Source organism: Ramlibacter sp. (genome assembly GCF_035554825.1).
Lineage (GTDB): Bacteria > Pseudomonadota > Gammaproteobacteria > Burkholderiales > Burkholderiaceae_C > Ramlibacter.
Window position 1 is genome coordinate 1 of record NZ_DATMHS010000013.1, and the last position, 24,827, is coordinate 24,827.

The 24,827-nt window shown below is 69.0% G+C and carries 25 protein-coding genes and 1 tRNA gene; 13 read left to right on the top strand and 13 right to left on the bottom strand.

Annotated elements, in window-relative coordinates:
- The 5 genes from VNT59_RS01030 to VNT59_RS01050 all read right to left on the bottom strand — a co-directional run.
- A partial coding sequence (locus VNT59_RS01030) for a methyl-accepting chemotaxis protein (RefSeq protein WP_325495747.1) occupies positions 1-2,243 on the bottom strand: 2,243 nt, incomplete at its 3' end.
- 28 nt (positions 2,244-2,271) lie between these two features.
- A complete protein-coding gene (locus tag VNT59_RS01035; RefSeq protein WP_325495749.1) occupies positions 2,272-2,802 on the bottom strand; it encodes a chemotaxis protein CheW in 531 nt (176 codons plus the stop codon).
- 16 nt (positions 2,803-2,818) lie between these two features.
- Positions 2,819-3,184 carry a response regulator gene (locus VNT59_RS01040; RefSeq protein ID WP_325495750.1) on the bottom strand — a complete coding sequence of 122 codons (366 nt, stop codon included), beginning with the start codon at positions 3,182-3,184 and terminating at the stop codon, positions 2,819-2,821.
- A complete protein-coding gene (locus tag VNT59_RS01045; protein ID WP_325495806.1) occupies positions 3,184-3,558 on the bottom strand; it encodes a response regulator in 375 nt (124 codons plus the stop codon). Before VNT59_RS01045 ends, VNT59_RS01040 begins: the two co-directional genes overlap by 1 nt.
- 87 nt (positions 3,559-3,645) lie before the next feature.
- Positions 3,646-3,798 carry a rubredoxin gene (locus VNT59_RS01050; RefSeq protein ID WP_181956435.1) on the bottom strand — a complete coding sequence of 51 codons (153 nt, stop codon included), beginning with the start codon at positions 3,796-3,798 and terminating at the stop codon, positions 3,646-3,648.
- A gap of 115 nt (positions 3,799-3,913) precedes the next feature.
- Here VNT59_RS01050 and thiD point away from each other — a divergent pair, with 115 nt between their 5' ends.
- Both thiD and hemL read left to right on the top strand, forming a co-directional pair.
- Positions 3,914-4,852 (top strand): bifunctional hydroxymethylpyrimidine kinase/phosphomethylpyrimidine kinase, encoded by a 939-nt coding sequence (thiD, locus tag VNT59_RS01055; protein WP_325495752.1) that lies wholly within the window; start codon positions 3,914-3,916, stop codon positions 4,850-4,852.
- The gene (gene hemL, locus VNT59_RS01060) at positions 4,836-6,143 is read left to right on the top strand and encodes a glutamate-1-semialdehyde 2,1-aminomutase (protein WP_325495754.1); all 1,308 of its coding nucleotides are present in this window, start codon (positions 4,836-4,838) and stop codon (positions 6,141-6,143) included. Before thiD ends, hemL begins: the two co-directional genes overlap by 17 nt.
- Before the next feature lie 165 nt (positions 6,144-6,308).
- On the opposite strand, the gene purH is transcribed toward hemL, so the two are convergent.
- The 3 genes from purH to dusB are packed head-to-tail and all read right to left on the bottom strand — an operon-like array spanning position 6,309 to position 9,210.
- Positions 6,309-7,880 (bottom strand): bifunctional phosphoribosylaminoimidazolecarboxamide formyltransferase/IMP cyclohydrolase, encoded by a 1,572-nt coding sequence (purH, locus tag VNT59_RS01065; RefSeq protein ID WP_325495756.1) that lies wholly within the window; start codon positions 7,878-7,880, stop codon positions 6,309-6,311.
- Positions 7,877-8,116, bottom strand: coding sequence for a Fis family transcriptional regulator (locus VNT59_RS01070; RefSeq protein WP_325495758.1), 240 nt, complete (start codon positions 8,114-8,116; stop codon positions 7,877-7,879). The genes purH and VNT59_RS01070 overlap by 4 nt, the downstream gene beginning before the upstream one ends.
- 53 nt (positions 8,117-8,169) lie before the next feature.
- On the bottom strand, positions 8,170-9,210 hold the full coding sequence (dusB, locus tag VNT59_RS01075) for a tRNA dihydrouridine synthase DusB (protein WP_325495760.1): 1,041 nt from the start codon (positions 9,208-9,210) through the stop codon (positions 8,170-8,172).
- A gap of 193 nt (positions 9,211-9,403) precedes the next feature.
- On the opposite strand from dusB, the gene VNT59_RS01080 reads away from it, so the two are divergent.
- The gene (locus VNT59_RS01080) at positions 9,404-9,874 is read left to right on the top strand and encodes a YqaA family protein (protein WP_325495762.1); all 471 of its coding nucleotides are present in this window, start codon (positions 9,404-9,406) and stop codon (positions 9,872-9,874) included.
- Positions 9,875-9,967: 93 nt separating this feature from the next.
- Here VNT59_RS01080 and ychF read toward each other — a convergent pair whose 3' ends face one another.
- Both ychF and VNT59_RS01090 read right to left on the bottom strand, forming a co-directional pair.
- Complete coding sequence (ychF, locus tag VNT59_RS01085) at positions 9,968-11,062, bottom strand: redox-regulated ATPase YchF (protein WP_325495764.1); 1,095 nt, start codon at positions 11,060-11,062, stop codon at positions 9,968-9,970.
- Between the two features lie 50 nt (positions 11,063-11,112).
- Positions 11,113-11,961: an MOSC domain-containing protein gene (locus VNT59_RS01090; protein WP_325495766.1), complete on the bottom strand. Its 849-nt coding sequence runs from the start codon at positions 11,959-11,961 to the stop codon at positions 11,113-11,115.
- A gap of 66 nt (positions 11,962-12,027) precedes the next feature.
- Here VNT59_RS01090 and VNT59_RS01095 point away from each other — a divergent pair, with 66 nt between their 5' ends.
- The 4 genes from VNT59_RS01095 to VNT59_RS01110 are packed head-to-tail and all read left to right on the top strand — an operon-like array spanning position 12,028 to position 16,798.
- Positions 12,028-13,134, top strand: a complete 1,107-nt coding sequence (locus VNT59_RS01095; protein ID WP_325495768.1) for an FAD-dependent monooxygenase — start codon at positions 12,028-12,030, stop codon at positions 13,132-13,134.
- 18 nt (positions 13,135-13,152) lie between these two features.
- Complete coding sequence (locus VNT59_RS01100) at positions 13,153-13,869, top strand: DsbC family protein (RefSeq protein ID WP_325495770.1); 717 nt, start codon at positions 13,153-13,155, stop codon at positions 13,867-13,869.
- Between the two features lie 56 nt (positions 13,870-13,925).
- A complete protein-coding gene (locus VNT59_RS01105; protein ID WP_325495772.1) occupies positions 13,926-15,689 on the top strand; it encodes a peptidase M61 in 1,764 nt (587 codons plus the stop codon).
- A complete protein-coding gene (locus VNT59_RS01110; RefSeq protein ID WP_325495774.1) occupies positions 15,668-16,798 on the top strand; it encodes a DUF3108 domain-containing protein in 1,131 nt (376 codons plus the stop codon). Before VNT59_RS01105 ends, VNT59_RS01110 begins: the two co-directional genes overlap by 22 nt.
- 58 nt (positions 16,799-16,856) lie before the next feature.
- Here VNT59_RS01110 and paaK read toward each other — a convergent pair whose 3' ends face one another.
- The 3 genes from paaK to VNT59_RS01125 are packed head-to-tail and all read right to left on the bottom strand — an operon-like array spanning position 16,857 to position 19,395.
- Positions 16,857-18,152 carry a phenylacetate--CoA ligase PaaK gene (gene paaK / locus VNT59_RS01115; RefSeq protein ID WP_325495776.1) on the bottom strand — a complete coding sequence of 432 codons (1,296 nt, stop codon included), beginning with the start codon at positions 18,150-18,152 and terminating at the stop codon, positions 16,857-16,859.
- Positions 18,149-18,589, bottom strand: a complete 441-nt coding sequence (paaI, locus tag VNT59_RS01120) for a hydroxyphenylacetyl-CoA thioesterase PaaI (protein WP_325495778.1) — start codon at positions 18,587-18,589, stop codon at positions 18,149-18,151. The genes paaK and paaI overlap by 4 nt, the downstream gene beginning before the upstream one ends.
- Before the next feature lie 2 nt (positions 18,590-18,591).
- On the bottom strand, positions 18,592-19,395 hold the full coding sequence (locus VNT59_RS01125; protein ID WP_325495780.1) for an enoyl-CoA hydratase-related protein: 804 nt from the start codon (positions 19,393-19,395) through the stop codon (positions 18,592-18,594).
- Positions 19,396-19,533: 138 nt separating this feature from the next.
- Between VNT59_RS01125 and VNT59_RS01130 the strand changes: the two genes are divergently transcribed.
- The 6 genes from VNT59_RS01130 (at position 19,534) to miaB (ending at position 24,820) form a co-directional block, all read left to right on the top strand.
- Positions 19,534-20,313, top strand: a complete 780-nt coding sequence (locus VNT59_RS01130; RefSeq protein ID WP_325495782.1) for an enoyl-CoA hydratase — start codon at positions 19,534-19,536, stop codon at positions 20,311-20,313.
- Positions 20,314-20,397: 84 nt separating this feature from the next.
- Positions 20,398-20,474 (top strand) — tRNA-Met (locus tag VNT59_RS01135).
- Positions 20,475-20,670: 196 nt separating this feature from the next.
- On the top strand, positions 20,671-21,597 hold the full coding sequence (locus VNT59_RS01140; RefSeq protein ID WP_325495784.1) for a hypothetical protein: 927 nt from the start codon (positions 20,671-20,673) through the stop codon (positions 21,595-21,597).
- A 100-nt stretch (positions 21,598-21,697) separates the two neighbouring features.
- Positions 21,698-22,942: a b-glycosidase gene (locus VNT59_RS01145; RefSeq protein WP_325495786.1), complete on the top strand. Its 1,245-nt coding sequence runs from the start codon at positions 21,698-21,700 to the stop codon at positions 22,940-22,942.
- 143 nt (positions 22,943-23,085) lie between these two features.
- A complete protein-coding gene (locus VNT59_RS01150) occupies positions 23,086-23,469 on the top strand; it encodes a hypothetical protein (protein WP_325495788.1) in 384 nt (127 codons plus the stop codon).
- A 10-nt stretch (positions 23,470-23,479) separates the two neighbouring features.
- Complete coding sequence (gene miaB, locus VNT59_RS01155) at positions 23,480-24,820, top strand: tRNA (N6-isopentenyl adenosine(37)-C2)-methylthiotransferase MiaB (RefSeq protein ID WP_325495790.1); 1,341 nt, start codon at positions 23,480-23,482, stop codon at positions 24,818-24,820.
- Positions 24,821-24,827: the final 7 nt, after the last annotated feature.

The window sequence follows — 24,827 nt, forward strand, 5'->3', positions numbered from 1 at the left end:
AGTTCCTCGGCCATGCGCGACAGCTCGCGCACCTGCTGCGCCGTCGAGCGCGTGCCTTCGCCGGTCTGCTCGGTCACGGCGAAGATGTGCTGGATGTTGCCCGCCACCACGTTGGCCGACTGCGCTTCCTTGGAGGCCGACGCCGAGATCTGCTCGATCAGCTCCGCGAGGCGGCGCGACACCTGGTCGATCTCGGTCAGCGCGGTGCCGGCGTTGTCGGACAGCTTGGCCCCTTCCACCACGCCCTGCGTCGAGCGCTCCATGGCGGCCACCGCGTCCTGCGTGTCGGTCTGAATCGCCTTCACCAGCGCCGAGATCTGGCGCGTCGCGTCGGCGGAGCGTTCAGCGAGGCGCTGCACTTCTTCCGCCACGACCGAGAAGCCGCGGCCCGCCTCGCCGGCCGACGCGGCCTGGATGGCGGCGTTCAGCGCCAGCACGTTCGTCTGTTCGGTAATGTCGGAAATCAGCTCGGTGATTTCGCCGATCTCCTGCGACGATTCGCCCAGCCGCTTGATCCGCTTGGACGTCTCCTGGATCTGGTCGCGGATCGCGTTCATGCCGCCGATGGCGTTCTGCACCGCCTGCAGACCCGACGACGCCGCCTTCAGCGACTGGCGCGCGACCTGGGCCGATTCCTGCGCCTGGCCGGACACATGGTTGATTCGGGTCGCCATGTCGAGCACCGACTGGCCGGTTTCGCGGATCTCGCGCAGCTGCTCGGTCGAGGCTGCCAGCAGTTCGGTCGAGGTGCCTTCCACCTGGGCCGTCGTCTGTGCCACCTTGGTCGCCGTGTTCTGCACGTTGCCCACCAGCTGCCGCAGTTCCTCGACCGTGTAGTTCACCGAGTCGGCGATGGCGCCGGTGATGTCCTCGGTGACGGTGGCTTCCTGCGTCAGGTCGCCTTCGGCGACCGTCTGCAGTTCGTTCATCAGCCGCAAAATGGCCGCCTGGTTGGCGTCGTTGACGCGCTTGGCTTCCTGCTCCTGCTGCTCGGCTTCCAGCCGCTGCTGTTCCGCGACCGCCTGCCGCTTGCGGCTGTCCTGCAGCTGCACGTAGGCCAGGCCGACGGCGCACAGGATGGCGAAGATCGACGACAGCGCCAGGGCGGCGAGGGCTCCGGCGCCCAGGCCGGTCTGCGCCGACAGCTTGGCTTGCAGGTCTTCCAGCGAACGCCGCAGCGGCTCGCTGTCGCCGATGATCGCGCCCTGCGCTTCGCGCGCCGACACCAGGCCCTGCAGGTTGCCCAGGATGGCGCCGGCCTGCACGCGGGTCTGCTCGTACAGCTTCAGCAGCGCTTCCAGCCGGTCCCGGGTCTGCGCATCCTTGACCGCGCCCAGCCGCAGTTCCGGACTGCCCTCGAGCAGGCCGGTGGCGATTTCCTTGAACGAGTTCAGGTCCTTGCCCAGCAGGAACACCGCCTCCTGGCTGACGCCTTCCATGGTCAGGAACTCGTTGGCCGATTTGCCGATCCGCTGCGTCAGCATCACCAGCTGGCCGGCGGCCGACAGTTCGGCCGGCGGCGCGTTCTGCTGCAGCTTCAGCGCCGACACGGTTTCGGCGATCTCCAGCAGGTCCGACGACTGGCGGTTGATGGTGCGCAGCGCCGCGCCCACCTGGGTCAGGATCTTCTGCTGGCCCATCACGACGGCGGCGTTCTGCTCGGCGCGCTCCATCATGGGCGTGATCGTGTCGAGGTTTTCCTTGTAGTCCTCGGCCAGCGGCTGCAGGCGCAGCGTTTCGTCGCCGGCCCTCAGGCCGCGCACGGTGCGCGCCAGCACGCCAGCGCTTTCCTTCACGTCGGTGAACGCCTGCGGGCTTCCCACCAGCGCCTGCGACACGGCCTTCGCCAGCCGCTGCGACTGCATCAGGGACTGGCCGGTGCCGGCCACCTGCTGGGCGACCTTGTCGGCCGACGTCACCGCGAAGCCGGCCACCGAGCCCAGCACCACCAGCGCGACGGCCAGCAGGGCGAACAGGATGCGCTGGTGGGTGACGATGCTGCGCCGGCCCAGCAGCGGCACCGAAATCAGCTCCGCGGCGCCGACTTCCTCCAGCGGCGCGATGCTGTCCTCGTGGCCCACCGTGTCCGGATCCAGCGGACTGGCAAGCGTGCTGGACTCGGGCGCGCCCGCGGCCAGCGGATCGACCGTCGCGTCCGGGCTGCCGAGGCTCAGCTCGGCAGCCTGCTCCGCTGGCGGGCGCTTCTTGGAGAACAGTGACTTGAGTTGGTCGACGACGGACATGGAGTGGCCTTCCTGGATAAGGCAAGCATCAGGCGCTGATGCTCAGGAATTGGGGTTGTTGCGCCAGCGCCTGCAGGTTGATCTCCTGCCAGTACGCGCCGGCGGCGTCGGTGTAACCGCTGCCGAAATAGCCGGGGGATCCGGCCGGCGGCTCGCTCGAGGAGCGGAACGCGTCCAGGCTGCGCAGCCCGGCGAGCCGGTCGATCAGCAGCGCGCAGTTCACTTCCAGCGCGGAATTGAGGGCGACCAGGCGCGACTCGGCGCGGCTCGCGTCGGAACGTGCGGCCGGCGCCCGGCCGGCGACGAAGCTCGCCATGTCCACCACGCCGTAGACGCCGCCACGCAGGTTGGCGACGCCCAGGAACCAGTCCCGCGTGTACGGCACGGCCTGGGTGCTGGTGAACGGAAAGATCTCGCCCGACTGGGCCAGCGGGAACAGGTACTTGCCGCCGGCCGCCTCGACGGCGAGCCAGGACGCCTGGACGCCCTCGCTGCGGGCGGCCTGCAGCCGGCTTGCCAGCCGGCTCTGGAGCTCTCGAAGGGCTTCGCGGTTGGCCATGGGGGCGGCGCAGGCCTCAGTTCAGCGCCTTGATCTTGGCGAGCAGTTCGTCGGTGTCCAAGGGCTTGGTGATGTAGTCGCGCGCGCCCTGGCGCATGCCCCACACCCGGTCGGTTTCCTGGTTCTTGCTGGTGCACATGATGATCGGCACGTCGGCGTACAGCGGGTCGCGCGAGATCGAGCGCGTGAGCTGGAAGCCGTTCTGTCCCGGCATCACCACGTCCATCAGGATCAGGTCGGGCTTGTCCTCGGCCAGCCGGCGGAAGGCGTCCTCGGCGTTTTCGGCGGTGCGCACCGTGAACCCCTTCTTCGTCAGCAGGTCCGTCATGAACATCAGTTCGGTCTTCGAATCGTCCACGATGAGGACTTTCCGGATCGTCATCACATCACTCCTTGTTGGGCACCGAACTGCTTCACGGTCTGCAGCAGCTGGTCCTTCGTAAACGGTTTGGTGAGGTACTCCTGCGACCCCACCATGCGGCCGCGGGCCTTGTCGAACACGCCGTCCTTGGACGAGAGCATGACGACCGGCACCGAAGCGAAGCGGGCGTTGCGCTTGATGATGGCGCAGGTCTGGTAGCCGTCCAGACGCGGCATCAGGATGTCGCAGAAGATCAGGTCGGGCTGGTAGTCGTTGACCTTGGCCAGGGCGTCGAACCCGTCCTCGGCCAGCACGACCTCGTGGCCACCCTGCTTCAGGAAGATCTCGGCGCTGCGCCGGATCGTGTTGCTGTCATCGATCACCAGCACCTTCATACCGCTCGTGCTCACTGGGTGCTGCTCCTCATCCTCTGTTACTGCATTCGGGAGCGGCTCATGCGAACCTTGCGCATCGCCGCACCTTCAGATCTGGACCATCTCGAAGTCTTCCTTGCGCGCTCCGCACTCGGGGCAGGTCCAGTTCATGGGTACCTGCTCCCAGGGGGTGCCCGGTGCGATGCCATGGTCGGGGGCGCCGGCGGCCTCGTCATAGATCCACCCGCAAATCAGACACATCCAGGTCTTGGTCTCGGTCACAGCTTAAAGGGCCTTCGAATAGAATGCAACGATTGTATCGAGGCCCTTCGCAGCTCCGCCGCACCGCGCCCCATTGGCTGGAAGATCGAGGCCTATGACAAACCCCAATTTGCCGATCGAAACGCAAGCGCCCCACGACGCGGAGGACGACGCCGGCAATCCGGCCTGCGTGATCGTCTTCAACGCCAGCGATCCGAGCGGCGCCGGCGGCCTGGCCGCCGACATCAGCGCCATCGCGTCGGTCGGCGCGCACGCGCTGCCGGTGGTCACCGGCGCCTATGCGCGCGACTCCGCCGAGATCTACGAACACTTCCCCTTCGAGGAGGAAGCAGTGGCCGAACAGGCGCGCTCGATCCTCGAAGACGTGCCGGTGCAGGTATTCAAGGTGGGCTTCGTCGGCAGCCCTGAAACAATCAGTACGATCGCCGAAATTGCGGCAGATTACGCAGAGGTGCCGCTGATCGCCTACATGCCGGATCTGTCGTGGTGGGACGAAGGCGAGATCGACCTCTATCTCGACGCCTTCCGCGAGCTGATGCTGCCCCAGACGACCGTGTTGGTCGGAAACCACAGCACCCTGTGGCGCTGGCTGCTGCCCGAATGGAGCAGCGAACGCAGCCCGGCGCCGCGCGACATCGCCAAGGCGGCCGCCGACCTGGGCGTGCCGTACACGCTGGTGACCGGGATCCCGTTGCCGGAGCAGTACATCGACAACGTGCTGGCGACGCCGCAGGCCGTCCTGTGCAGCGAGAAGTTCGAGCGCTTCGAAGCCGTCTTCTCCGGTGCCGGCGACACGCTGTCGGCCGCCCTCGCCGCGCTGGTGGCCAGCGGCACCGATCTGGCGGGCGCCGCCACCGAAGCCCTGGCCTACCTCGATCGCTGCCTGGACGCCGGGTTCCGCCCCGGTATGGGCAATGTCGTGCCCGACCGCCTGTTCTGGGCCCAGCCCGAAGGCGAATCCCAAGAACTCACCCCCGAGGAAGCGCAGGCCCTGCAGGTCCTCGACATGCCCGCCCATGACACCAAGCACTGACCGCAACCAGACCCTGTTCGACCGCGCCCGCCAGCTCATTCCCGGCGGCGTCAATTCGCCGGTGCGCGCGTTCCGCGCCGTCGGCGGCACGCCGCGGTTCGTGCAGCGGGCGCAGGGCGCCTACTTCTGGGATGCGAACGGCCAGCGCTACACCGACTACATCGGCTCCTGGGGCCCCATGATCCTCGGTCACGGCCATCCGGCGGTGGTCGAGGCGGTGCAGCGGGCGGTGCTGGAAGGCTTCTCGTTCGGCGCGCCGACCGAGCGCGAGGTGCAGCTGGCGCAGGCGATCATCGACCTGGTGCCGTCGATCGAGATGGTGCGGCTGGTCAGCTCCGGCACCGAGGCCGGCATGAGCGCGATCCGGCTGGCGCGCGGCGCCACCGGCCGCAGCAAGGTGATCAAGTTCGAGGGCTGCTACCACGGCCACGCCGATGCGCTGCTGGTCAAGGCGGGCTCCGGCCTGGCCACCTTCGGCAACCCGACCAGCGCCGGCGTGCCGCCCGAGGTGGTGCAGCACACCATCGTGCTCGAATACAACAACATCGAGCAGCTGGAAGCGGCGTTCGCGGTGCACGGGGCGGACTTGGCCTGCCTGATCATCGAGCCGATCGCCGGCAACATGAACTTCGTGCGCGCGAGCGTGCCCTTCATGCGCCGCTGCCGCGAGCTGTGCACCCAGCACGGCGCGCTGCTGGTGTTCGACGAGGTGATGACGGGCTTTCGCGTCGCCCTGGGCTGCGCCCAGAGCATCTACGCGCAGCTCATTCCGGGCTTCAGGCCCGACCTGTCGGTGCTCGGCAAGGTGATCGGCGGCGGCATGCCGCTGGCGGCCTTCGGCGGCCCGCGCGCGATCATGGAACAGCTGGCGCCGCTGGGCCCGGTGTACCAGGCCGGCACCCTGTCGGGCAACCCGGTGGCCACCGCCTGCGGCCTCGCCACCTTGCAGGAGATCGGCAAGCCGGGGTTTTTCGAGGCGCTCGGCGCCAGGACGCGCCGGCTGGTCGACGGCCTGCAGGCCGCCGCCGCGGCGGAAGGCGTGCCGTTCAGCGCGGACTGCCAGGGCGGGATGTTCGGCTTCTTCCTGCTGCCGCAGCTGCCGCAGAACTATTCGCAGGTGATGAAGAGCGATTCGGCCCGCTTCAACGTGCTGTTCCACGGACTGCTGGATCGCGGCATCTACATCGCGCCGGCGCTGTACGAAGCCGGCTTCGTCAGCGCGGCCCACACCGACGGCGACATCGACCAGACGGTCGCCGCGGCGCGCGAGATCTTCAAGCAGCTGGCGTAGGCTCCGGTTGCGCCACGGCGCGGCTGCGTCCTTTTGAACGCAGTCGCAGAGGATTCGCAGAGAACGCAGAGGGGTTCAAGAAGCCTCTTCTTGGTCTTCTCGCTGCGTGCTCTGCGTACCCTTTGCGACCTCTGCGTTCAAGGATGAGGCGAGTACCAACGAGGCTCAATGCCGGAAGTGGCGAACCCCTGAAAACACCATCGCCACGCCGCGCTCGTCGGCGGCGGCGATCACTTCCTCGTCGCGCATGCTGCCGCCGGGCTGGATGACGCAGGTCGCGCCGGCGTCCACCACCACGTCCAGGCCATCGCGGAACGGGAAGAACGCATCGCTCGCGGCGGCGGTGCCCGTCAGCGACAGGCCGGCGGCCTCGGCCTTGATCTTGGCGATGCGGGCCGAGTCGAGCCGGCTCATCTGGCCGGCCCCCACGCCCATGGTCATGCCGTCCTTGCAGAACACGATCGCGTTCGACTTCACGAACTTGGCCACGGTCCAGGCGAACAGCAGATCCTCGATCTCCCGCGCCGTCGGCTGCTTCTTGGTGACCACCTTCAGGTCGCCGGCGGTGAGCTCGTGGGTGTCGGCCGTCTGGATCAGCAGGCCCGAGCCGACGCGCTTGATGTCGAGCGCGTTGCGGCTCATCTCCCAGGCGGTGCGCCCGCCGCTGGGCAGCTCGATGCGCAGCACCCGCACGTTGGCCTTGCTCTTGAACAGTTCGAGTGCGTCGGCGGCGAAGTCCGGTGCCATCAGCACTTCGACGAACTGCTTGGAGACCGCCTGCGCGGCAGCGAGATCCACCGGCCGGTTGAACGCGATGATGCCGCCGAAGGCCGAGGTCGAATCGGTCTTGAACGCCTTCGCATAGGCCTCCAGCGCGTCCTTGCCCACTGCCACGCCGCACGGATTGGCGTGCTTGACGATCACGCAGGCCGGCGCGTCGAAGCTCTTGACGCATTCCCACGCCGCGTCGGCGTCGGCGATGTTGTTGTACGAGAGCTCCTTGCCCTGCAGCTGCTGCGCGGTCACCAGCGAGCCCGGCGCGGGCGCCAGGTCGCGGTAGAACGCCGCGTGCTGGTGCGGGTTCTCGCCGTACCGCAGGTCCTGCACCTTGGCGAACTGCATGTTCAACTGGCCGGGGAAGCCGCTGCGCGCGCCGTTGTGCTGGATGCTGGACAGGTAGTCGCTGATCGCACCGTCGTAGTTGCTGATGCGGTTGAACGCGGCGACGGCCAGCGCGAAGCGGGTCCTGTCCGACAGCTTGCCATCGGTCTTCAGCTCCTGGATCACCTTCGGGTACTGGCCGGCGTCCGTGAGCACGGCGACGTCCTTCCAGTTCTTCGCCGCCGAGCGCACCATCGCGGGCCCGCCGATGTCGATGTTCTCGATCGCCTCGTCGAGCGTGCAGCCGGGCTTGGCCACCGTGGCCTCGAACGGGTACAGGTTCACCACCAGCAGGTCGATGGTGTCGATGCCGTGCGCCTGCAGCGCCGCCATGTGCTCCGGCAGGTCGCGGCGCGCCAGCAGGCCGCCGTGCACCTTGGGATGCAGCGTCTTCACGCGGCCGTCGAGCATCTCCGGAAAGGCCGTGACCTCGGCCACCTCGGTGACGGGCAGTCCCTCCTGCGCCAGCAGCTTCGCGGTGCCGCCGGTGGAGATGAGCCGCACGCCCAGCGAGTGCAGCGTGCGGGCCAGTTCGACGATGCCGGTCTTGTCGGAGACGGAGATGAGTGCGTTCATGATTTCAGGAGTTTGTGTTCGACCAGTTTCTTGCGCAGCGTGTTGCGGTTCAGCCCGAGCCACTCCGCGGCCTTCGACTGGTTGTTGTCCGCCTTGGTCATCACCACTTCCAGCAGCGGCTTCTCGACGACCTTGACCAGCATTTCATAGAGCCCGTCCGGCTCGGTGCCGCGCAGGTCCCGGAAGTAGCCCTCCAGGCTCGCGCGCACGCATTCCTCGATGTGTTTCTTGCTCATCGATCCCTACCTCACTGCTTTGCGCGGAGCGCCGCACGCCAACCACTGGCGTGTCATGCGCTCGCCTCCAGCGCTTCTTCGTTTCCGCCCGCACCCGCAGCGGGCATTCTGTCCATCGAGCTGCCCAGTTCGTCGAGGAACTCCCCGACGGCGCGCAGCTGCCCCGCGCTGTCCTCGATCGCGTTCATGCGCCCGCGGAAGCCGGTGCCGCCCGGCAGCGCCTTGACGTACCAGCCGATGTGCTTGCGCGCGCTGCGCACGCCCGTGAACTCGCCGTACAGGGCGTAGTGATCTTCCAGGTGCTCGAGCAGCAGCCGCCGCACTTCGGCCACCAACGGCGGCGCCAGATGGGTGCCGGTGGCCAGGAAGTGCGCGATCTCGCGGAAGATCCAGGGCCGCCCCTGCGCCGCCCGGCCGATCATGACCGCATCGGCGCTGGTGGTCCGCAGCACGTCGCGTGCACGCTCGGGCGTCGTGATGTCTCCGTTGGCCACCACCGGCACGCGCACGGCCGCCTTCACGGCGGCGATGGTCTCGTATTCGGCCACGCCGCTGTAGCCCTGCTCGCGCGTGCGGCCGTGCACGGTGAGCATCTGCACGCCCACGTCCTCGAACGCCCGCGCCAGCCGCACGGCATTCCTGTGCCCCTGCGACCAGCCGGTCCGCATCTTGAGCGTCACCGGCACGCGGTGCGGTCGGCACGCTTCGACCACCGCGCTCGCGATCGCGATGGCGAGCGGCTCGTCCTGCATCAGCGCCGAGCCTGCCCACTTGTTGCACACCTTCTTGGCCGGGCAGCCCATGTTGATGTCGATGATCTGCGCGCCGCGATCGATGTTGTAGACGGCGGCCTCGGCCATCATGGCCGGCTCCGTGCCGGCGATCTGCACCGCGATCGGGCCCGGCTCGCCGTCGTGATTGGCGCGGCGCGAGGTCTTCAGCGTGTGCCACAGGTCGCGGCGCGACGTCACCATTTCGCTCACCGCGTAGCCGGCGCCGAGCCGGCGGCACAACTGGCGGAACGGCCGGTCGGTCACGCCCGCCATCGGCGCTGCGAACAGCTGGTTCGCGAGGACGTGGGGACCGATGTTCATGCGCCGCGTGCTGCTGAAAAATGAGGCACGATTGTATGCGCCCGTCATTTCAGCAATTGAAATCAGATGCGGCCGCGAGGTGGGCGCGCCGGCGCTGCCTATACTGAACTGAGCATGACCTTCCTGCGCGCCCATTCCTCCACCGCCGGCCTGAGCGCGTCCTCACTTCCACGGCGGCCGCGGACCGATTGACATGCCCGCCTGGCTCACCGCCCTGTTCGACATCCTCGCGCTGCCGCAATACGGGCTGAGCACGCTGTTCCTGGCGGCCTTCGTGTCGGCCACGCTGCTGCCGGTCGGCTCGGAGCCGGCGCTGTACGGCCTGTTGCGCCTGAATCCCGACCTCTTCTGGAGCGCGATCCTGGTGGCGACCGTCGGCAACACGCTGGGCGGCGCGGTGGACTGGTGGATGGGATGGGAGGCGCACCACGTCATCGACAAGTACCGGCACTCGCGCACGCACGCCAAGGCGCTGGACTGGCTGGCGCGCCTGGGTCCCAAGGCCTGCCTGCTGTCCTGGCTGCCGATCGTCGGCGATCCCCTGTGCGCCGTGGCCGGCTGGCTGAAGCTGCCGTTCTGGCCCTGCCTGGGTTACATGGCCATCGGCAAGTTCCTGCGCTACGTCTTCATGACGGTCGCGTTGCAGCAGACCTTTGGCGCATGAGGACGCCGCAGCGCGGTCCGGCGGCGGATCAGGGGACGGGGCAGCGCGCGTTCGGGCCGCCGCCTTCGGCGATCCGAGCGGCCGTCGACCGGCTCAGACGTTGAACAGGAAGTTCATGACGTCGCCATCCTTGACGACGTATTCCTTGCCTTCGCTGCGCATCTTGCCGGCGTCCTTGGCGCCCTGCTCGCCCTGGTAGGCGATGAAGTCGTCGAAGGCGATGGTCTGGGCGCGGATGAAGCCGCGCTCGAAGTCGGTGTGGATCACCCCGGCGGCCTTGGGCGCGGTGTCGCCGATGTGGATGGTCCAGGCCCGCACCTCCTTCACCCCGGCGGTGAAGTAGGTCTGCAGCCCGAGCAGCTTGAAGGCGGCCCGGATCAGGCGATCGAGGCCCGGCTCGTCCTGCCCGATCTCGGCCAGGAACAGCTGCTTGTCCTCGTCGCTCATGTCGGCCATTTCGGCCTCGATCTTGGCGCAGATCGCGACCACCGGCGCGTTCTGCCCGGCCGCGTACTCGCGCAGCCGGTCCAGGTAGGGGTTGTTCTCGAAGCCGTCCTCGTGCACGTTGGCCACGAACATCGCCGGCTTGGCGGTGATCAGGAACAGCTGCTTGAGCAGCGCGCTTTCCTCGTCGGTGAACGACAGCGTGCGCACCGGCTGGCCGGCGTCCAGGCAGGCCTGCACTTTGGTGAGCACCTGCACCAGCTTGGCCGCCTCCTTTTCGTTGCCCGACTTGGCGGCCTTGGTGTAGCGCTGCAGGCTCTTTTCCACCGTGCCCAGGTCGGCCAGGCACAGTTCGGTCTGGATCACCTCGATGTCCGAGACCGGATCCACCTTGCCGCTCACGTGGATGATGTTGGGATCGTCGAAGCAGCGCACCACGTTCACGATCGCATCGGTCTCGCGGATATGCGCCAGGAACTGGTTGCCCAGGCCCTCGCCCTTGCTGGCGCCGGCCACCAGGCCGGCGATGTCGACGAATTCCACGATCGCCGGCACCACGCGCTCGGGCTCGACGATGGCCGCCAGCTGCTTGAGCCGCGGATCGGGCAGCTCGACGATGCCGACGTTGGGCTCGATCGTGCAGAACGGGTAGTTCTCCGCGGCGATCCCGGCCTTGGTCAAGGCATTGAACAAGGTGGACTTTCCGACGTTGGGCAAGCCAACGATCCCGCACTTCAGACTCATGACGCTTCCAGCAAACGAAGGCCGAAAGTGTATCCCGCCGCTGGCGGCACCTAGGCCTCCAAGGTGACGTCCTGTCCGACCCGCAGCGTCTGGTCGACGCCGCTGACGATGATCCCGTTCATGCCGAAGGACGCCCGGCCGCCCACCAGGGCGTTGCGCCGGTACTGCAGCAGGGTCTCGAGCACGCCGGGCGCCGATTCGCCGGTGGCCGGGTCGACGTTGGGGATCGGGCAGCGCGGGCAGGGCTTCACCAGCCGCAGCTCGACCGGCTCGGCGGCCGCGATGCGCAGCGCCGGCAGCCGGTCCTCCTGGTGCGCCGGCAGGCCAGCCAGCACGAGGTTGGGCCGGAACCGCTCGATCCCGACCGGCGCGAGTCCGCCCGCGGCCAGCCGGCCGTTGAGCTCGTCCACGGCGCCCTCGCCCAGCACCAGCAACGGAAAGCCGTCGCTGAACTGGTTCAGCGCTGGGACCCCGCCGGTCCACTGCGCATTGGACAGCCGCCGCTGCTCCGGATCGAAGCGCACCAGCCGCACCGGCTGGCCGAGGAAATCGGTGAACCACTGGGCCGCGACCTGCCCCATGTCGTAGGCCGCCACCTCGTCGTCCCACAACCGCACCGTCACCGGCTCCTCGACGGCCTCGATCGCCAGGTGCAGCGCCAGCATGCCGGGCGCCCGCAGCACCACCTCGCTGAGCTTGATCTGCGGCCGCACCAGCGCCATCCGCGGCAGCTGCCGCTGGGTGACGAAACGCCCCTGGGCGTCCACCACCATCCAGGCGCGGTCCAGGTCGAATCCGGTTTCCGTCAGCAGGGCCTCCTTCACTTCCACGCCGGCGCACGATTTCACCGGATAGACGAACAGGCGGGAGACGCGGGCCGAGGCGGTGGCAGAGCTCATGGGGTGCGGTTGGTCGAAGGCATGCCGATCAGGGGCTGATTGTGCCCGCCTCCTACAATCCTTCGCATGGCGATCGCTCCAGACGTTTGTATTCGCGGTGCCGGCATCGTGGGCCGCACCCTGGCGCTGCTGCTCGCGCGCGACCGGCTGCGCGTGGGCCTCGTGCGCGAACCCGGCGCCGCCTCCGGCGCGAGCAGCGACGTGCGCGCCTACGCACTGAACGCAGCCTCGCGCGAGCTGCTCGAGCACCTGCGCGCCTGGCCCGACGAGCACCACGCCACGCCGGTGCTCGCGATGGAAGTGCACGGCGACGAAGGCGGACAGGTCCGCTTCGAGGCCAAGGACAGCGGCGCGCCGGCGCTGGCCTGGATCGTCGACGTCGACCCGCTGCTGCAGCGGCTGGCCGAGGCGCTGCGCTACCAGCCGCTGGTGGAATGGCTCGATGCGCCGGTGCCGGCCGCCCTCACGGTGGTGTGCGAAGGCCGGCAGAGCGCCACCCGGGCCGAGTACGGCGTGCAATTCGACGTCCGCCCGTATCCCCAGCGCGCCATCGCCGGGCGCGTCAGCTGCGAGTTGCCGCACGGACAGGTCGCGCGGCAGTGGTTCGCCCAGGGCGAGATCCTCGGCATGCTGCCGCTGGGGCCGACCCACGGGAACTCCCTGGCCTTTGTCTGGTCAGTCGACGAGCACCGGGCGCCGGGGCTGCTGGCGCTGGGTGCGTCCGAGTTCCAGGCCCAGCTGGAAGCGGCGTGCCAGCATGCCTTCGGCAAGTTGACGCTGACGACCGAGCGCGCCGCATGGCCGCTGCAGCTGGCCAGGGCCGACCGCTGGTGCGGACCGGGCTGGGTGCTGGCCGGCGATGCGGCGCACACCGTGCACCCGCTGGCCGGGCAGGGGCTGAATCTCGGGCTGGCCGACGCGCGCGACCTGGCCAAGGTGCTGCACGAGCGCGAGTACTGGCGCAGCGTCGGCGACCTGCGGCTGCTGCGGCGGTACGAGCGCTCGCGCCAGGCCGACGTGCTGGCCATGGGCATGGCGACCGACGGCCTGCAACAGCTGTTCGCGCATCGGGGCGGGCCGCTGGCATCGCTGCGCAACTGGGGCATGACCGGATTCGATCGCAGCGGATGGCTGAAGCAATGGGTAGCGAAGCGGGCGATGGGCCGCCATTGATTGGAAAGTGAACGGACGATGAATTTCAAGCGCGTGGCTGCCCTGGCGGCCGTGCTGGGACTGGCGCTGTTGGGCGCCGCGGCCCAGGCACAGGAAGCGGCCATCCGCAAGAACCTCGGCGACCGGCTGCCGCAGCTGCAGAAGATCGACGAGGTGCGCAAGACCGACATGGCGGGGCTGTACGAGATCCGGATCGGCACTGATCTGTTCTACACGGACGCCGAAGGCAACTACCTGATCAACGGCCAGTTAATCGACACCAGGGCCAAGCGCAACCTCACCGAGGAGCGCCTGGAGAAGTTGATGGCGATCGACTTCGCGAGCCTGCCGCTGAAGGACGCGTTCACGATCGTGCGCGGCAACGGCAAGCGCAAGTTGGCCGTGTTCGAAGACCCCAACTGCCCCTACTGCAAGCGCTTCGAGCGCGACCTGCACGGCGTCGACAACGTGACGGTGTACATGTTCCTGTACCCGATCCTGGGGCCGGACTCCACCGAGAAGTCCAAGCACATCTGGTGCGCCAAGGACAAGAGCAAGGCCTGGCAGGACTTCATGCTGCGGGGCCAGGCGCCGGCAGCCGCGAATTGCGACACCGCCGCCCTCGCCCGCAACCTCGAGTTCGGCAAGCAGCACAAGATCACCGGCACGCCGACCCTGGTCTTCGCCGACGGCACCCGCGTGCCCGGCGCCGTGGGCGCGGCGCAGGTCGAGAAGCTGCTCGGCGCCGCCAAGTAGGCGCGGCTGCGGCCGGCGCCGTGTGCCGGTGCCGGCCCCTTGCGTATAGTCCCTGCATGCCCAGCACGCCTTCGCCTCGCGGCGCCAGCATCCACTACCGGGTGGAAGCCGCCGACCTGCACGCCCACCTGTTCCAGGTCACCCTCTGCATCGACCAGCCGGCGGCGCAGCAGCAGCTCTCGCTGCCGGTGTGGATCCCCGGCAGCTATCTGGTGCGCGAGTTCTCGCGCCACCTGCAGCGGGTGGCGGCGCGGCAGGACGGCCGCACGGTAGCGGTCCAGCAGTTGGACAAGTGCAGCTGGCAGGTCGAATGCGTGCCGAGCAAGCAGTTGCTGGTCACCTACGAGGTCTACGCGTTCGACGCATCGGTGCGTACGGCCTGGCTGGACACGCAGCGCGCCTTTTTCAACGGCACCAGTGTCTGCCTGCGGGTGCACGGGCAGGAGCACCTGGTGCACTCGCTGGAGCTGGTCGCGGGCCAGGACATGGGACAGTGGGAAGTGGCCACCGGCCTGCTGCCGCACAAGACCGGCAAGCGCGGCTTCGGCACCTATCTCGCGGCGGACTACGACGAGCTGGTGGACTGCCCGGTGGAAATGGGACCGTTCTGGAGCGCCGATTTCAAGGCCGGCGGCGTGCCGCACCGGGTGGTGGTGGCCGGCGCGCCGGAGTCGTTCGATGGCGCGCGGCTGGCCCACGACATGCAGAAGATCTGCGAGGCGCAGATCCGGTTCTGGCACGACCGCAAACGCCCGGCGCACAAGAACTACCTGTTTCTGCTCAATGCCGTCGACGACGGGTACGGCGGGCTGGAGCATCGCAACTCCACCGCGCTGATCGCGTCGCGGCGCGAGCTGCCGCGGCAGGGCGAGCCGCGGCAAAGCGACGGCTACGTCACCCTGCTCGGCCTCATCAGCCACGAGTACTTCCACACCTGGAACGTGAAGCGCCTGCGCCCGGCGGAGTTCCTGCGCTACGACTACGGGCGCGAGAACTACACCCAGCTGCTCTGGTTCTTCGAGGGTTTCACCAGCTACTACGACGACCTGCTGCTGCGCCGCGCCGGCCTGATCGACGACGCCACCTACCTGAAGCTGCTGACCAAGACGCTCAACCAGGTGCAGCAGACGCCGGGGCGCGAGCTGCAGTCGGTGGCCCAGGCCAGCTTCGACGCCTGGGTGAAGTACTACCGGCAGGACGAGAACACCGGCAACGCCACGGTGAGCTACTACACCAAGGGCTCGCTGGTCGCCCTGTGCTTCGACCTCACGCTGCGGCTCGAGGGGCACACGACGCTGGACGAAGTGATGCGAGCGCTGTGGCAGCGCTGCAAGGCCGGGCCGCTGACCGAGGCCGATTTCGCGGCCGTGCTCAAGGAGCTGGGCGGCCGCTCGTTCGCTCGCGAGCTCGGCGCCTGGGTGCACGGCACCCGCGAGCTGCCGCTGACCGAGCTGCTGCAGGCGCACGGCGTGTCGCTGCTGGACGAACCGGCGGCGCTGCCGCAGCGGCTCGGCCTTCGCATGAGCGAATCCGTCCCCATGCAGGTCAAGACGGTGCTGCGCGGCGGGGCGGCCGAGCAGGCCGGCCTGGCCGCCAACGACGAATGGCTCGGCGTCGAGGTGGCCGGCACCGGCTGGCGCCTGGGCAAGCTGGACGATCTGGCGCTGTACGCCGGACCGCACCGCAAGGTGACGGCGCTCGTCGCGCGCGACCGGCGGCTGCTGCGCCTGGAGCTGAACCTGCCGGCGGGCGGCACCACCGGGCGGCTGGTGATGCGCGACGCAGCCAGGGCGCAGCCGTGGTTGGCGCACGGCGCCTGAGCCCCCGGGCCGGCCGACGCTGGCTGGCGCTGCTGGCGCTGGTGCTGGCGGCGCACCTGGCGGTGCTGGACTGGGTCGGCCGCCAACTGCAACAGACCGCCGCGCTGCGCCCGCTCGCCACGCCGATGTTCACCCGCGTCTTGCAGCAGGAAGCGGCCCGGACGCCGCCGCCCGCGGCGACGGTCGCCGCCGAGGCCGCCCCCTCGCGCCCTGCCGTGCGCACCATCGCGCCGCCGGCGGTCGCCGCGAAGGCGACGCCTGCCGCGTCTGCCGCCGCGGCCCAGGAACCGCCGCCCGAGCCAGCCGAGGCCGCTGCGCCCCCGATCGAACCAGAACCCGAAGTCGCCGCCGCGCCAGCCGCGGAGCCGGCGGCCGCGGCCGCCAGTGCGCCGGTGGCGCCGGCGAGCGAAGCCGTCGCGACGGCGCCCGCATCCGCCGCGTCGGCAGCCGCCGGGCCGCCGTCGCTGGACGGCTGGCCGGTCGACACCCGCCTGAACTACCGGCTGGGCGGCCGCTTTCGCAGCGGTGAACTGCACGGCGGCGCGCGCGTGCAATGGCTGCGGCAGGACGAGCGCTACGAGGTGCGCATCGACATCGACATCACGCTGCTCGCGCGGCTCGTCCTCACCAGCCAGGGCGGGGTCACGCCGCAGGGGCTCAAGCCCGACGTGTACGAGGAGCTGCGCCGCAGCGGACCGCGCCGCGCGACGCTGCGCGAGGAAACCATCCTGCTGGGCAACGGCAAGGTGGTGCCCAGGCCGGCCGGGGTCCAGGACACCGCCAGCCAGTTCGTCGAACTCAGTCACCGTTTCGCCTCCGGCCAGGAGCCGCTCGAAGCGGGCCGCAGCGTCAGCTTCTGGATGGCGCGGCCCGGCGGCGTGGACCTCTGGACCTACGACGTGGTCGGGCGCGAAACGCTGCGCACGCCCCGGCTCGGCGAGGTCGAGGCCGTCCATCTCAAGCCCCGGCCGATCGCCAATCCGCGCGGCAACATCACGGCCGAAATGTGGTTCGCCCCCACCCTGCACTACCTGCCGGTGCGGATCAAGGTCAACCTCGACGAGAACACCTTCGTCGACCTCATCGTCGAGAGCATCGAGCAGCGCTGAGGCCGCGGTTGCTGTCCGGCGCGCGAACCGCCAGCGCGGCCCTCGCCCCGGGCGAGCGCTACAGCTTGCGCTGGTCGACCACCCGCTTGGCCTTGCCCAGGCTGCGCTCGATGCCGCCGCTGGCGCGCAGCTCGATGCGCGCCGAGGTGCCGATGTAGGTCTTGATCTCGTGCGCCAGCAGCCGAGCGGCCTCCTCCGCCTGCGGCGCGCCGGGCGACAGATCGGGCCGCGTTTCCACGGCCACCGTCAGCTCGTCCAGCGGCCCCTCGCGGGTGAGCACGCACTGGTAGTGCGGCGTGAGCTCGCCGCGCTTGAGGATCAGCTCCTCGATCTGGGTCGGGAACACGTTGACCCCGCGCACGATCATCATGTCGTCGCTGCGGCCGGTGATCTTCTCCATGCGGCGCATGGTGCGCGCCGTGCCGGGCAGCAGACGCGTCAAGTCGCGCGTGCGATAGCGGATCACCGGCAGCGCCTCCTTGGTCAGGCTGGTGAACACCAGCTCGCCGAACTCGCCCTCGGGCAGCGGCTGTCCGGTCTCGGGATCGACGATCTCCGGAAAGAAGTGGTCCTCCCAGATCGTCGGCCCGTCCTTGGTCTCGACGCACTCGTTGGCCACGCCCGGGCCCATCACCTCGGACAGGCCGTAGATGTCCACCGCCTCGATGTCCATGCGGCGCTCGATCGCCTGGCGCATGTCGTTGGTCCAGGGCTCGGCGCCGAAGATTCCCAGCCGCAGGCTCGATCGCGCCGGATCGAGTCCCTGGCGCTCGAATTCGTCGGCGATCGCCAGCATGTAGCTGGGGGTCACCATGATGATGTCGGGCCGGAAGTCGTTGATCAGCTGAACCTGGCGCTCGGTCTGGCCGCCGCCGAACGGCACCACCGTGAGGCCCAGCCGCTCGGCGCCGTAATGCGCGCCGAGCCCGCCGGTGAACAGGCCGTAGCCGTAGCTCACATGCACCAGGTCGCCCGGCCGCGCGCCGGCCGCGCGGATGCTGCGGGCCATGACGGCGGACCAGGTATCGACGTCGCGCTGGGTGTAGCCCACCACCGTGGGCTTGCCGGTGGTGCCGCTGGAGGCGTGCAGGCGCACGCACTGCTCGCGCGGCACGGCGAACATGCCGAACGGATAGCTGTCGCGCAGGTCGCGCTTGGTCGTGAACGGAAACTTCGCCAGGTCGGCCAGCGTGCGGCAATCCGAGGGTCGCACGCCCGCCGCATTGAATTTGGCCCGGTACACGGGCGAGTTCGCGTAGGCGTGCTCCAGCGTGGCCCGCAGGCGCTTGAGCTGGAGCGAGCGCAGCTCGTCGACGCTCGCCGTCTCGATCGGCTCCAGGGCAAATCGTTTCATGCCGCCTCCTCGATCACATGGCCCCTGATCTGCGTGCTCTTGCCGCGAAACAGCGCGATCGCCTCGCCGCGCTGGTTGGTCACCCGCATGTCGTAGATGCCGTGCCGGCCCTGCAGCACCTGCTCCTGGCCTTCGCAGGTGAGCAGGTCGCCGGCGTGCGCCGGCCGAAGGAACTCGATGCTGCAGCCGGCGGCCACCGTCGCGTGGTTGTGGCTGTTGCAGGCGTAGGCGAACGTCGAGTCGGCGAGCGTGAAGATGAAGCCGCCGTGGCAGATCGCATGGCCGTTGAGCATGCACTCGCGCACCGCCATGCGCAGCACGGCCCGGCCCGGCTCGCAGCTCACGAGCTCCATCTGCATGAAGTCGCGGCTGGCCCGGTCCGCGTCGAACATGCTGGCGCCCACCCGGGCCGCCAGCGCCCGCTGATCGCGCGGCATCGCTATTCGCCCTTGAACCGCGGGGCGCGCTTTTCGCGGAAGGCCGTGACGCCTTCGATGTAGTCGTGCGTCCGGCCGAGCGCCGACTGGGTGTCGCGCTCGAGGTCGAGTTGCCGGTCCAGGTCGTTGCTCGCCGCGCCGCGCAGCAGCTTGCGCGTCTCCACCAGCGCCCTGGTCGGCAGTTCGGCCAGGCGCTCGGCCAGCTTCAAGGCCGCCTCGACGCAATCGGCGCCGTCGGGTGCCACGTCCCAGATCATTCCCTGCTCCTTGGCGTCCCGCGCCGACAGCTTGTCGCCCAGCATCGCGCAGCCGAGCGCCCGCGCCAGGCCCAGCCGCTTGACCAGAAACCAGCTGCCGCCGGCGTCCGGGATGAGGCCGATCTTGCTGAAGGCCTGGATGAACACCGCGTTCGACGCCGCCACGGCCAGGTCGCAAGTCATCGCCAGCGAAGCGCCGGCGCCCGCGGCCACGCCGTTGACGGCGGCGACGGTGGGCACCCGCAGCGCCTGCAGCCTGCGCACCGTGGGATTGAAGGCCTGCTCGATGACCGGCCCCGGGTCGGCGCGCTGCACCAGGTCGGGACCGGGCTCGAAGTCGAATTCGGACAGGTCGGCCCCGGCGCAGAAGCCGCGGCCCGCGCCGGTGATCAGCAGCGCCCGCACCTGGCGGTCGGCCTCGATCCGGTCGAGCGCCGCCCACAGTTCGCGATGCATCGCGCGGGTGAAGCTGTTGAGGGATTGCGGCCGGTTCAGCGTGACCAGCGCCACGGCCCCCCGGGTCTCGTACAGGATGCTCGGCTCTGACATGGTGTCTCCCGTTGGGTCCGGCGCCTGTGCCGGCGCCGTGACTTGTCTCGTCGCGCGACTCTACCATCGCCGCCGCGGCGCCGACGGACCGGCGACCCCGTTCGGTATAGTTGCCGCGCACAGTCACAGGAGAACGCCATGGCCTACGAGTTCATCGAGGTTCGAACCGAAGGCGGCAAGGTCGGCATCGTCACCTTGAACCGTCCCAAGCAACTCAACGCCCTCAACGGCGAACTGATGGATGAGCTCGGCGCGGCGCTGAAGGCCTTCGACGCCGACCCGGCGATCGGCTGCATGATCATCACGGGCAACGAGAAGGCGTTCGCCGCCGGCGCCGACATCGGCGCGATGGCCAGCTGGTCGTTCACCGACGTCTACAAGCAGGACTACATCACCCGCAACTGGGAGACGATCCGCAGCATCCGCAAGCCGGTGATCGCCGCCGTGGCCGGCTTCGCCCTGGGCGGCGGCTGCGAGCTGACGATGATGTGCGACTTCATCATCGCCGCGGACAACGCCAGGTTCGGCCAGCCGGAGATCAAGCTGGGGATCATCCCCGGCGCGGGCGGCACGCAGCGCCTGCCGCGCGCCGTGGGCAAGGCCAAGGCAATGGATCTGGCGCTGACGGGCCGGATGATGGACGCCACCGAAGCCGAGCGCGCCGGATTGGTCAGCCGGGTGGTGCCGCTGGACAAGCTGATGGACGAGGCGCTGGGCGCCGCCCTGACGATCTGCGACTTTTCGCAGATCGCCGTGATGGCCGCCAAGGAATCGGTCAACCGCGCTTTCGAGAGCAGCCTGTCGGACGGCGTCATGTTCGAGCGGCGCATGTTCCACGCCCTGTTCGCGACCGCCGACCAGAAGGAAGGCATGGACGCCTTCGTCAACAAGCGCAAGGCGCAGTTCAAGCACCAGTGAGCCCGGCGCCGGATCGGTTGCCGCCGGCCGCCTGGGGACAATCGCCGGCGGCCGCCGCGCCGCTTCGCTATAATGGCGGGCTCTGGCGCTTTAGCTCAGTCGGTTAGAGCGATGGAATCATAATCCACAGGTCCGCGGTTCGAGTCCGTGAAGCGCCACCAGACCTCGGGGTGACCGGCCACAGCCGGTCACCCTTTTTCTTGCCCCCGCTCCCCGCCGCTGCAACAGCCCGTCACGGTTGTTTCGCTTCAGCACGGCGGATGAGGACATTTGCCGCGGGCGAATCCGACCTGAACCTCTACAGTTGAGCGCCGCCGACCCGCCACTCGCGGCGCAGGCCCCTCCCTCCGCAGTTCCATGTCCATCGTCCAGCTTTACTTCTCCACCGACCTTCTCAACGACGAGCCCTGGCACGCCAGCATCGCGCCGGCCGGCAGCACCGCCGTTGCAGTCCAGGGGCCCGTGTATTCCGCCACCCTGACGGGCAGCTTCGTCGTCGATGACCCGGCCGGGACGCCGCCTGCGATTCGCGGCGTCGTCGACGGGCTGACGCAGACCAAGAACGGGGCCACCCAGTTGCAGGTTTCCGGACTGCTGCAGGATGCCCACGGCCTGCAGCAGGTGCTGGACACTGCGACCAACCGGCCCATGGTGTACTCATATCTCCTGCGCGGCGACGACACCCTCCAGGGCAGCGCCGAGCACGACCTGCTGGCGGGCTTCGCCGGCAACGATGCGATCGACGGCGGCGGTGGCATCGACGGCGCCTACTACACGGGCATGCGGTCGGGCTATGCGTTCAGCCGCACCGCGTCCGGCTGGCAGGTCCAGGATCGCAGCGGCGCCGACGGCACCGACAGCCTCACGCAGGTGGAGCGGCTCTCGTTCGAAGACGTATCGGTGGCGCTGGACCTCGACGGCAATGCCGGCGTCGTGGCGCGGATCCTGGGCGCCGTCTATGGCAAGGACGCGGTCGCCAGCACCGAATTTGCCGGCATCGGCCTGCGGCTGCTGGATACCGGCACCAGCGCGCCGACGCTGATGCAGATGGCCCTGGACAACAGGCTTGGCACCCAGCACGACGGTGCTGCCGTCGTGAACCTGCTGTACACGAACATCGTCGGCACGGCGCCGGCGCCGGCGCAGCTGTCGCTGTTTCGCGGCTGGCTGGACAACGGCTCGCATACCGAGGCGACGCTCGGCCTGTACGCCGCCGACACCGGCGAGAACGCCGCCAACATCGATCTGATCGGCCTCTCGAGCAGCGGGTTGGCGTTCGTCTAGACCCGGGCTGGCGGCGGCGCGTGCAACGGAGCGCCGCCGCGTTGACATTTCGAATCGATGATGGCTCGGCTCGGGCGCGAGTGCGTACAGTCGCAGCCCCATGGCCAGCCGCCCCGGCATCTTCCCCACCTTCTTCCTGTCGGGCTTCGAGTGCTCGACGTTCCTGTGGAAAGACCGGCGGCGGCGCAATCTGGTGGCAGAGACACGCCATCACGAGCACGCCCTGGAGGATTACCGCGTCCTGCAGCAACTGGGCATTGCGATCGCCCGTGAAGGCATCCCCTGGCCGCTCGCGGACCGCGGCACCGGCTGCGACTTCGGTTGCATCGACGTCCTGATCGACGCGATGAAGCAGACCCGGATCACGCCGATCTGGGATCTCTGCCACTACGGCTATCCGGACGACCTGGACCCGTTTTCCGATGCCTTCGTTCCGCGCTTCGCGAACTACTGCCGGGCCGCGGCGCACTACGTCTCGCAACGCCTGCCCGGGCCGGCTTTCTTCACGCCCATCAACGAGATCACGTTCTTCTCCTTCTGCGGCGCCGAATGGGGCTGGGTGGCACCGTACCTGAACACCCGGGACGACCGCCTGCGCTTCCGGGTCGCGCTGTGCAAGGCCGCCATCGCCGGGGTCAAGGCCATTCGCGAGGTCCGCCCCGACACGCGGATGATCCATGTCGATCCGCTGGTCCAGGTGATCGCGCCGCCGGACCGGCCCGACCTCGTGCCTGCCGCGGCGCACGAGACCTTTGTCGATACGTTTCTCGCCTGGGACATCCTGTACGGCAAGGAGCATCCCGAGCTGGGCGGCGCGCCGGAGATCCTCGACATCGTCGGTGCCAACAACTATTCGTTCGGCCAGATGGAGTACCGCGAGCACGGACCGCACCAGGCGCTGGCGCCGGGCCACCCCGGCATCCAGCCGCTGTGCGTGCTGCTCAAACGGGTCTGGGAGCGGTACCGGCGGCCGATGGTCATCGGCGAGACCAGCGGCATGGGCCGGGGCCGGCCCGAGTGGCTGCACGACGTCATGCAGGAGGCGATGGCCGCGGTGAACGAAGGCATCGATCTGCACGGCATCTGCCTGTTCCCGGCCGTCGACATGCCGGACTGGCACAGCGGCCAGTGGCTCCACAACGGGATCTGCGATCTCGTCGAGGAACGCGGCGATCTGAAGCGGGTGCCCTTCCAGCCGTATGTCGACGAGCTGCGACGATGGCAGAAGGAGCTGAACCGGGTGACCAGCGTCGACACCGACCCGTACAGCGACCCGGTGGAACTGCAGGACGTGATCGACGCGGCGCGCCGCCTGCGGCCGACACCGGACGCCGATTGGCATTAGGCCGGCGGGGCTGCTGGCCCGCCGCCCGCCGCCGCGCGGCCCCCACGGTACACTTGGCCGCCCGGTGCAGCAGTGCCGGCGCGGCCGCCGCAGCGGTGGGCCGCCTCCTCCCACAGCCTCTGGATATCACCATGAAACGCTGGATGCAACTCCTCATCGCCGGCCTCGCGCTGGCCGCCGCCACCGCCTTCGCGCAGGGCCTGCAGCGCTCCGCGCCCAAGGACGTGGTCCTGGGCCGGCTGGCCGTCACCGCCCCGCCGGAGATCACCGTGGACGGCAAGCCGGACCGGCTGTCGCCCGGCGCGCGCGTGCGCGACCTGAACAACATGATCGTGCTGTCCGGCGGCCTGGTCGGCAAGAGCCTGCCGGTGGTCTACCGGCGCGACGCCGCCGGCCTCGTGCACGAGGCGTGGCAACTCACGGAAGCCGAGTACGAGAAGCTGGGCAGCGTGGGCGGGGCCGACAGCGCCCAGGGCGCGCAGCGGTTCGCCGAGCTGCTGACGCTGATCTTCGGCGCCCGCCGCTGAAGGAGCGACGATGACCAGAAAAGTCTTCATCAAGACCTTCGGCTGCCAGATGAACGAGTACGACTCGGACAAGATGGCCGACGTGATGCGGGCCGCGGAAGGCTACGAGCCGACGAACGATGTCGAGGAAGCCGACCTGATCCTGTTCAACACCTGCTCGGTGCGCGAGAAGGCCCAGGAAAAGGTGTTCAGCGACCTCGGTCGGGTCAAGCACCTGAAGCAAAAGGGCGCGCTGATCGGGGTCGGCGGCTGCGTGGCCAGCCAGGAAGGCGCCGCCATCATCGAACGGGCGCCGTACGTCGACGTGGTGTTTGGCCCGCAGACGCTGCACCGCCTGCCCGACCTGCTGCAGCAGCGCGAGCGGCAGCAGCGGCCGCAGGTGGACATCAGCTTCCCCGAGATCGAGAAGTTCGACCGGCTGCCGCCGGCGCGGGTGGACGGGCCGACGGCGTTCGTCAGCATCATGGAAGGCTGCTCCAAGTACTGCAGCTACTGCGTGGTGCCGTACACCCGCGGCGAGGAAGTGTCGCGCCCGTTCGAGGACGTGCTGGTGGAAGTCGCCGGCCTGGCCGACCAGGGCGTGAAGGAAGTGACGCTGCTCGGGCAGAACGTGAACGCCTACCGCGGCCGGATGGGCGACACCGGCGAGATCGCCGACTTCGCGCTGCTGCTGGAATACGTGGCCGAGATCCCGGGCATCGAGCGGATCCGCTACACGACCAGCCACCCGAACGAGTTCACGCCGCGGCTGATCGAGGCCTACGCCAGGCTGCCCAAGCTGGTGAGCCACCTGCACCTGCCGGTGCAGCACGGCAGCGACCGCATCCTGATGGCGATGAAGCGCGGCTACACCGCCATGGAATACAAGAGCACGGTCCGCAAGCTGCGCGCCGTGCGCCCGGAGATCGCGCTGAGCAGCGATTTCATCGTCGGCTTCCCCGGCGAAACCGACGAGGATTTCGCCCGGCTGATGAAGCTGATCGAGGACGTCGGCTATGACAACAGCTTCAGCTTCATCTTCAGCCCGCGCCCGGGCACGCCGGCGGCCAACCTGCGCGACGACACCCCGCACGAGGTGAAACTCAAGCGGCTGCAGCAGGTGCAGGCGGCGATCGACGGCAACATGCGGCGCATCAGCGAGCGCCGCGTCGGGACCGTGCAGCGCATCCTGGTCGAGGGCCCTTCGCGCAAGAACCCGCAGGAGCTGGCCGGGCGCACCGAGTGCAACCGGATGGTGAACTTCGAAGGACCGGCGCAGCTGGTGGGCCGGATGATCGACGTGCGCATCACCGCCACCAGTTCCCACGCGCTGCGCGGCGAGGCGCTGGCGGCGCAGCCGGCGGGGGCCTAGCCGGCGC

What these genes read in the sequence shown, in the direction of transcription:
- VNT59_RS01035 (WP_325495749.1), bottom strand. Translation starts at nt 2,802, where the DNA reads ATGGCCAACCGCGAAGCCCTTCGAGAGCTCCAGAGCCGGCTGGCAAGC.
- VNT59_RS01040 (WP_325495750.1), bottom strand. Translation starts at nt 3,184, where the DNA reads ATGACGATCCGGAAAGTCCTCATCGTGGACGATTCGAAGACCGAACTG.
- VNT59_RS01045 (WP_325495806.1), bottom strand. Translation starts at nt 3,558, where the DNA reads ATGAAGGTGCTGGTGATCGATGACAGCAACACGATCCGGCGCAGCGCC.
- VNT59_RS01050 (WP_181956435.1), bottom strand. Translation starts at nt 3,798, where the DNA reads ATGTGTCTGATTTGCGGGTGGATCTATGACGAGGCCGCCGGCGCCCCC.
- thiD (WP_325495752.1), top strand. Translation starts at nt 3,914, where the DNA reads ATGACAAACCCCAATTTGCCGATCGAAACGCAAGCGCCCCACGACGCG.
- hemL (WP_325495754.1), top strand. Translation starts at nt 4,836, where the DNA reads ATGACACCAAGCACTGACCGCAACCAGACCCTGTTCGACCGCGCCCGC.
- purH (WP_325495756.1), bottom strand. Translation starts at nt 7,880, where the DNA reads ATGAACGCACTCATCTCCGTCTCCGACAAGACCGGCATCGTCGAACTG.
- VNT59_RS01070 (WP_325495758.1), bottom strand. Translation starts at nt 8,116, where the DNA reads ATGAGCAAGAAACACATCGAGGAATGCGTGCGCGCGAGCCTGGAGGGC.
- dusB (WP_325495760.1), bottom strand. Translation starts at nt 9,210, where the DNA reads ATGAACATCGGTCCCCACGTCCTCGCGAACCAGCTGTTCGCAGCGCCG.
- VNT59_RS01080 (WP_325495762.1), top strand. Translation starts at nt 9,404, where the DNA reads ATGCCCGCCTGGCTCACCGCCCTGTTCGACATCCTCGCGCTGCCGCAA.
- ychF (WP_325495764.1), bottom strand. Translation starts at nt 11,062, where the DNA reads ATGAGTCTGAAGTGCGGGATCGTTGGCTTGCCCAACGTCGGAAAGTCC.
- VNT59_RS01090 (WP_325495766.1), bottom strand. Translation starts at nt 11,961, where the DNA reads ATGAGCTCTGCCACCGCCTCGGCCCGCGTCTCCCGCCTGTTCGTCTAT.
- VNT59_RS01095 (WP_325495768.1), top strand. Translation starts at nt 12,028, where the DNA reads ATGGCGATCGCTCCAGACGTTTGTATTCGCGGTGCCGGCATCGTGGGC.
- VNT59_RS01100 (WP_325495770.1), top strand. Translation starts at nt 13,153, where the DNA reads ATGAATTTCAAGCGCGTGGCTGCCCTGGCGGCCGTGCTGGGACTGGCG.
- VNT59_RS01105 (WP_325495772.1), top strand. Translation starts at nt 13,926, where the DNA reads ATGCCCAGCACGCCTTCGCCTCGCGGCGCCAGCATCCACTACCGGGTG.
- paaK (WP_325495776.1), bottom strand. Translation starts at nt 18,152, where the DNA reads ATGAAACGATTTGCCCTGGAGCCGATCGAGACGGCGAGCGTCGACGAG.
- paaI (WP_325495778.1), bottom strand. Translation starts at nt 18,589, where the DNA reads ATGCCGCGCGATCAGCGGGCGCTGGCGGCCCGGGTGGGCGCCAGCATG.
- VNT59_RS01125 (WP_325495780.1), bottom strand. Translation starts at nt 19,395, where the DNA reads ATGTCAGAGCCGAGCATCCTGTACGAGACCCGGGGGGCCGTGGCGCTG.
- VNT59_RS01130 (WP_325495782.1), top strand. Translation starts at nt 19,534, where the DNA reads ATGGCCTACGAGTTCATCGAGGTTCGAACCGAAGGCGGCAAGGTCGGC.
- VNT59_RS01140 (WP_325495784.1), top strand. Translation starts at nt 20,671, where the DNA reads ATGTCCATCGTCCAGCTTTACTTCTCCACCGACCTTCTCAACGACGAG.
- VNT59_RS01145 (WP_325495786.1), top strand. Translation starts at nt 21,698, where the DNA reads ATGGCCAGCCGCCCCGGCATCTTCCCCACCTTCTTCCTGTCGGGCTTC.
- VNT59_RS01150 (WP_325495788.1), top strand. Translation starts at nt 23,086, where the DNA reads ATGCAACTCCTCATCGCCGGCCTCGCGCTGGCCGCCGCCACCGCCTTC.
- miaB (WP_325495790.1), top strand. Translation starts at nt 23,480, where the DNA reads ATGACCAGAAAAGTCTTCATCAAGACCTTCGGCTGCCAGATGAACGAG.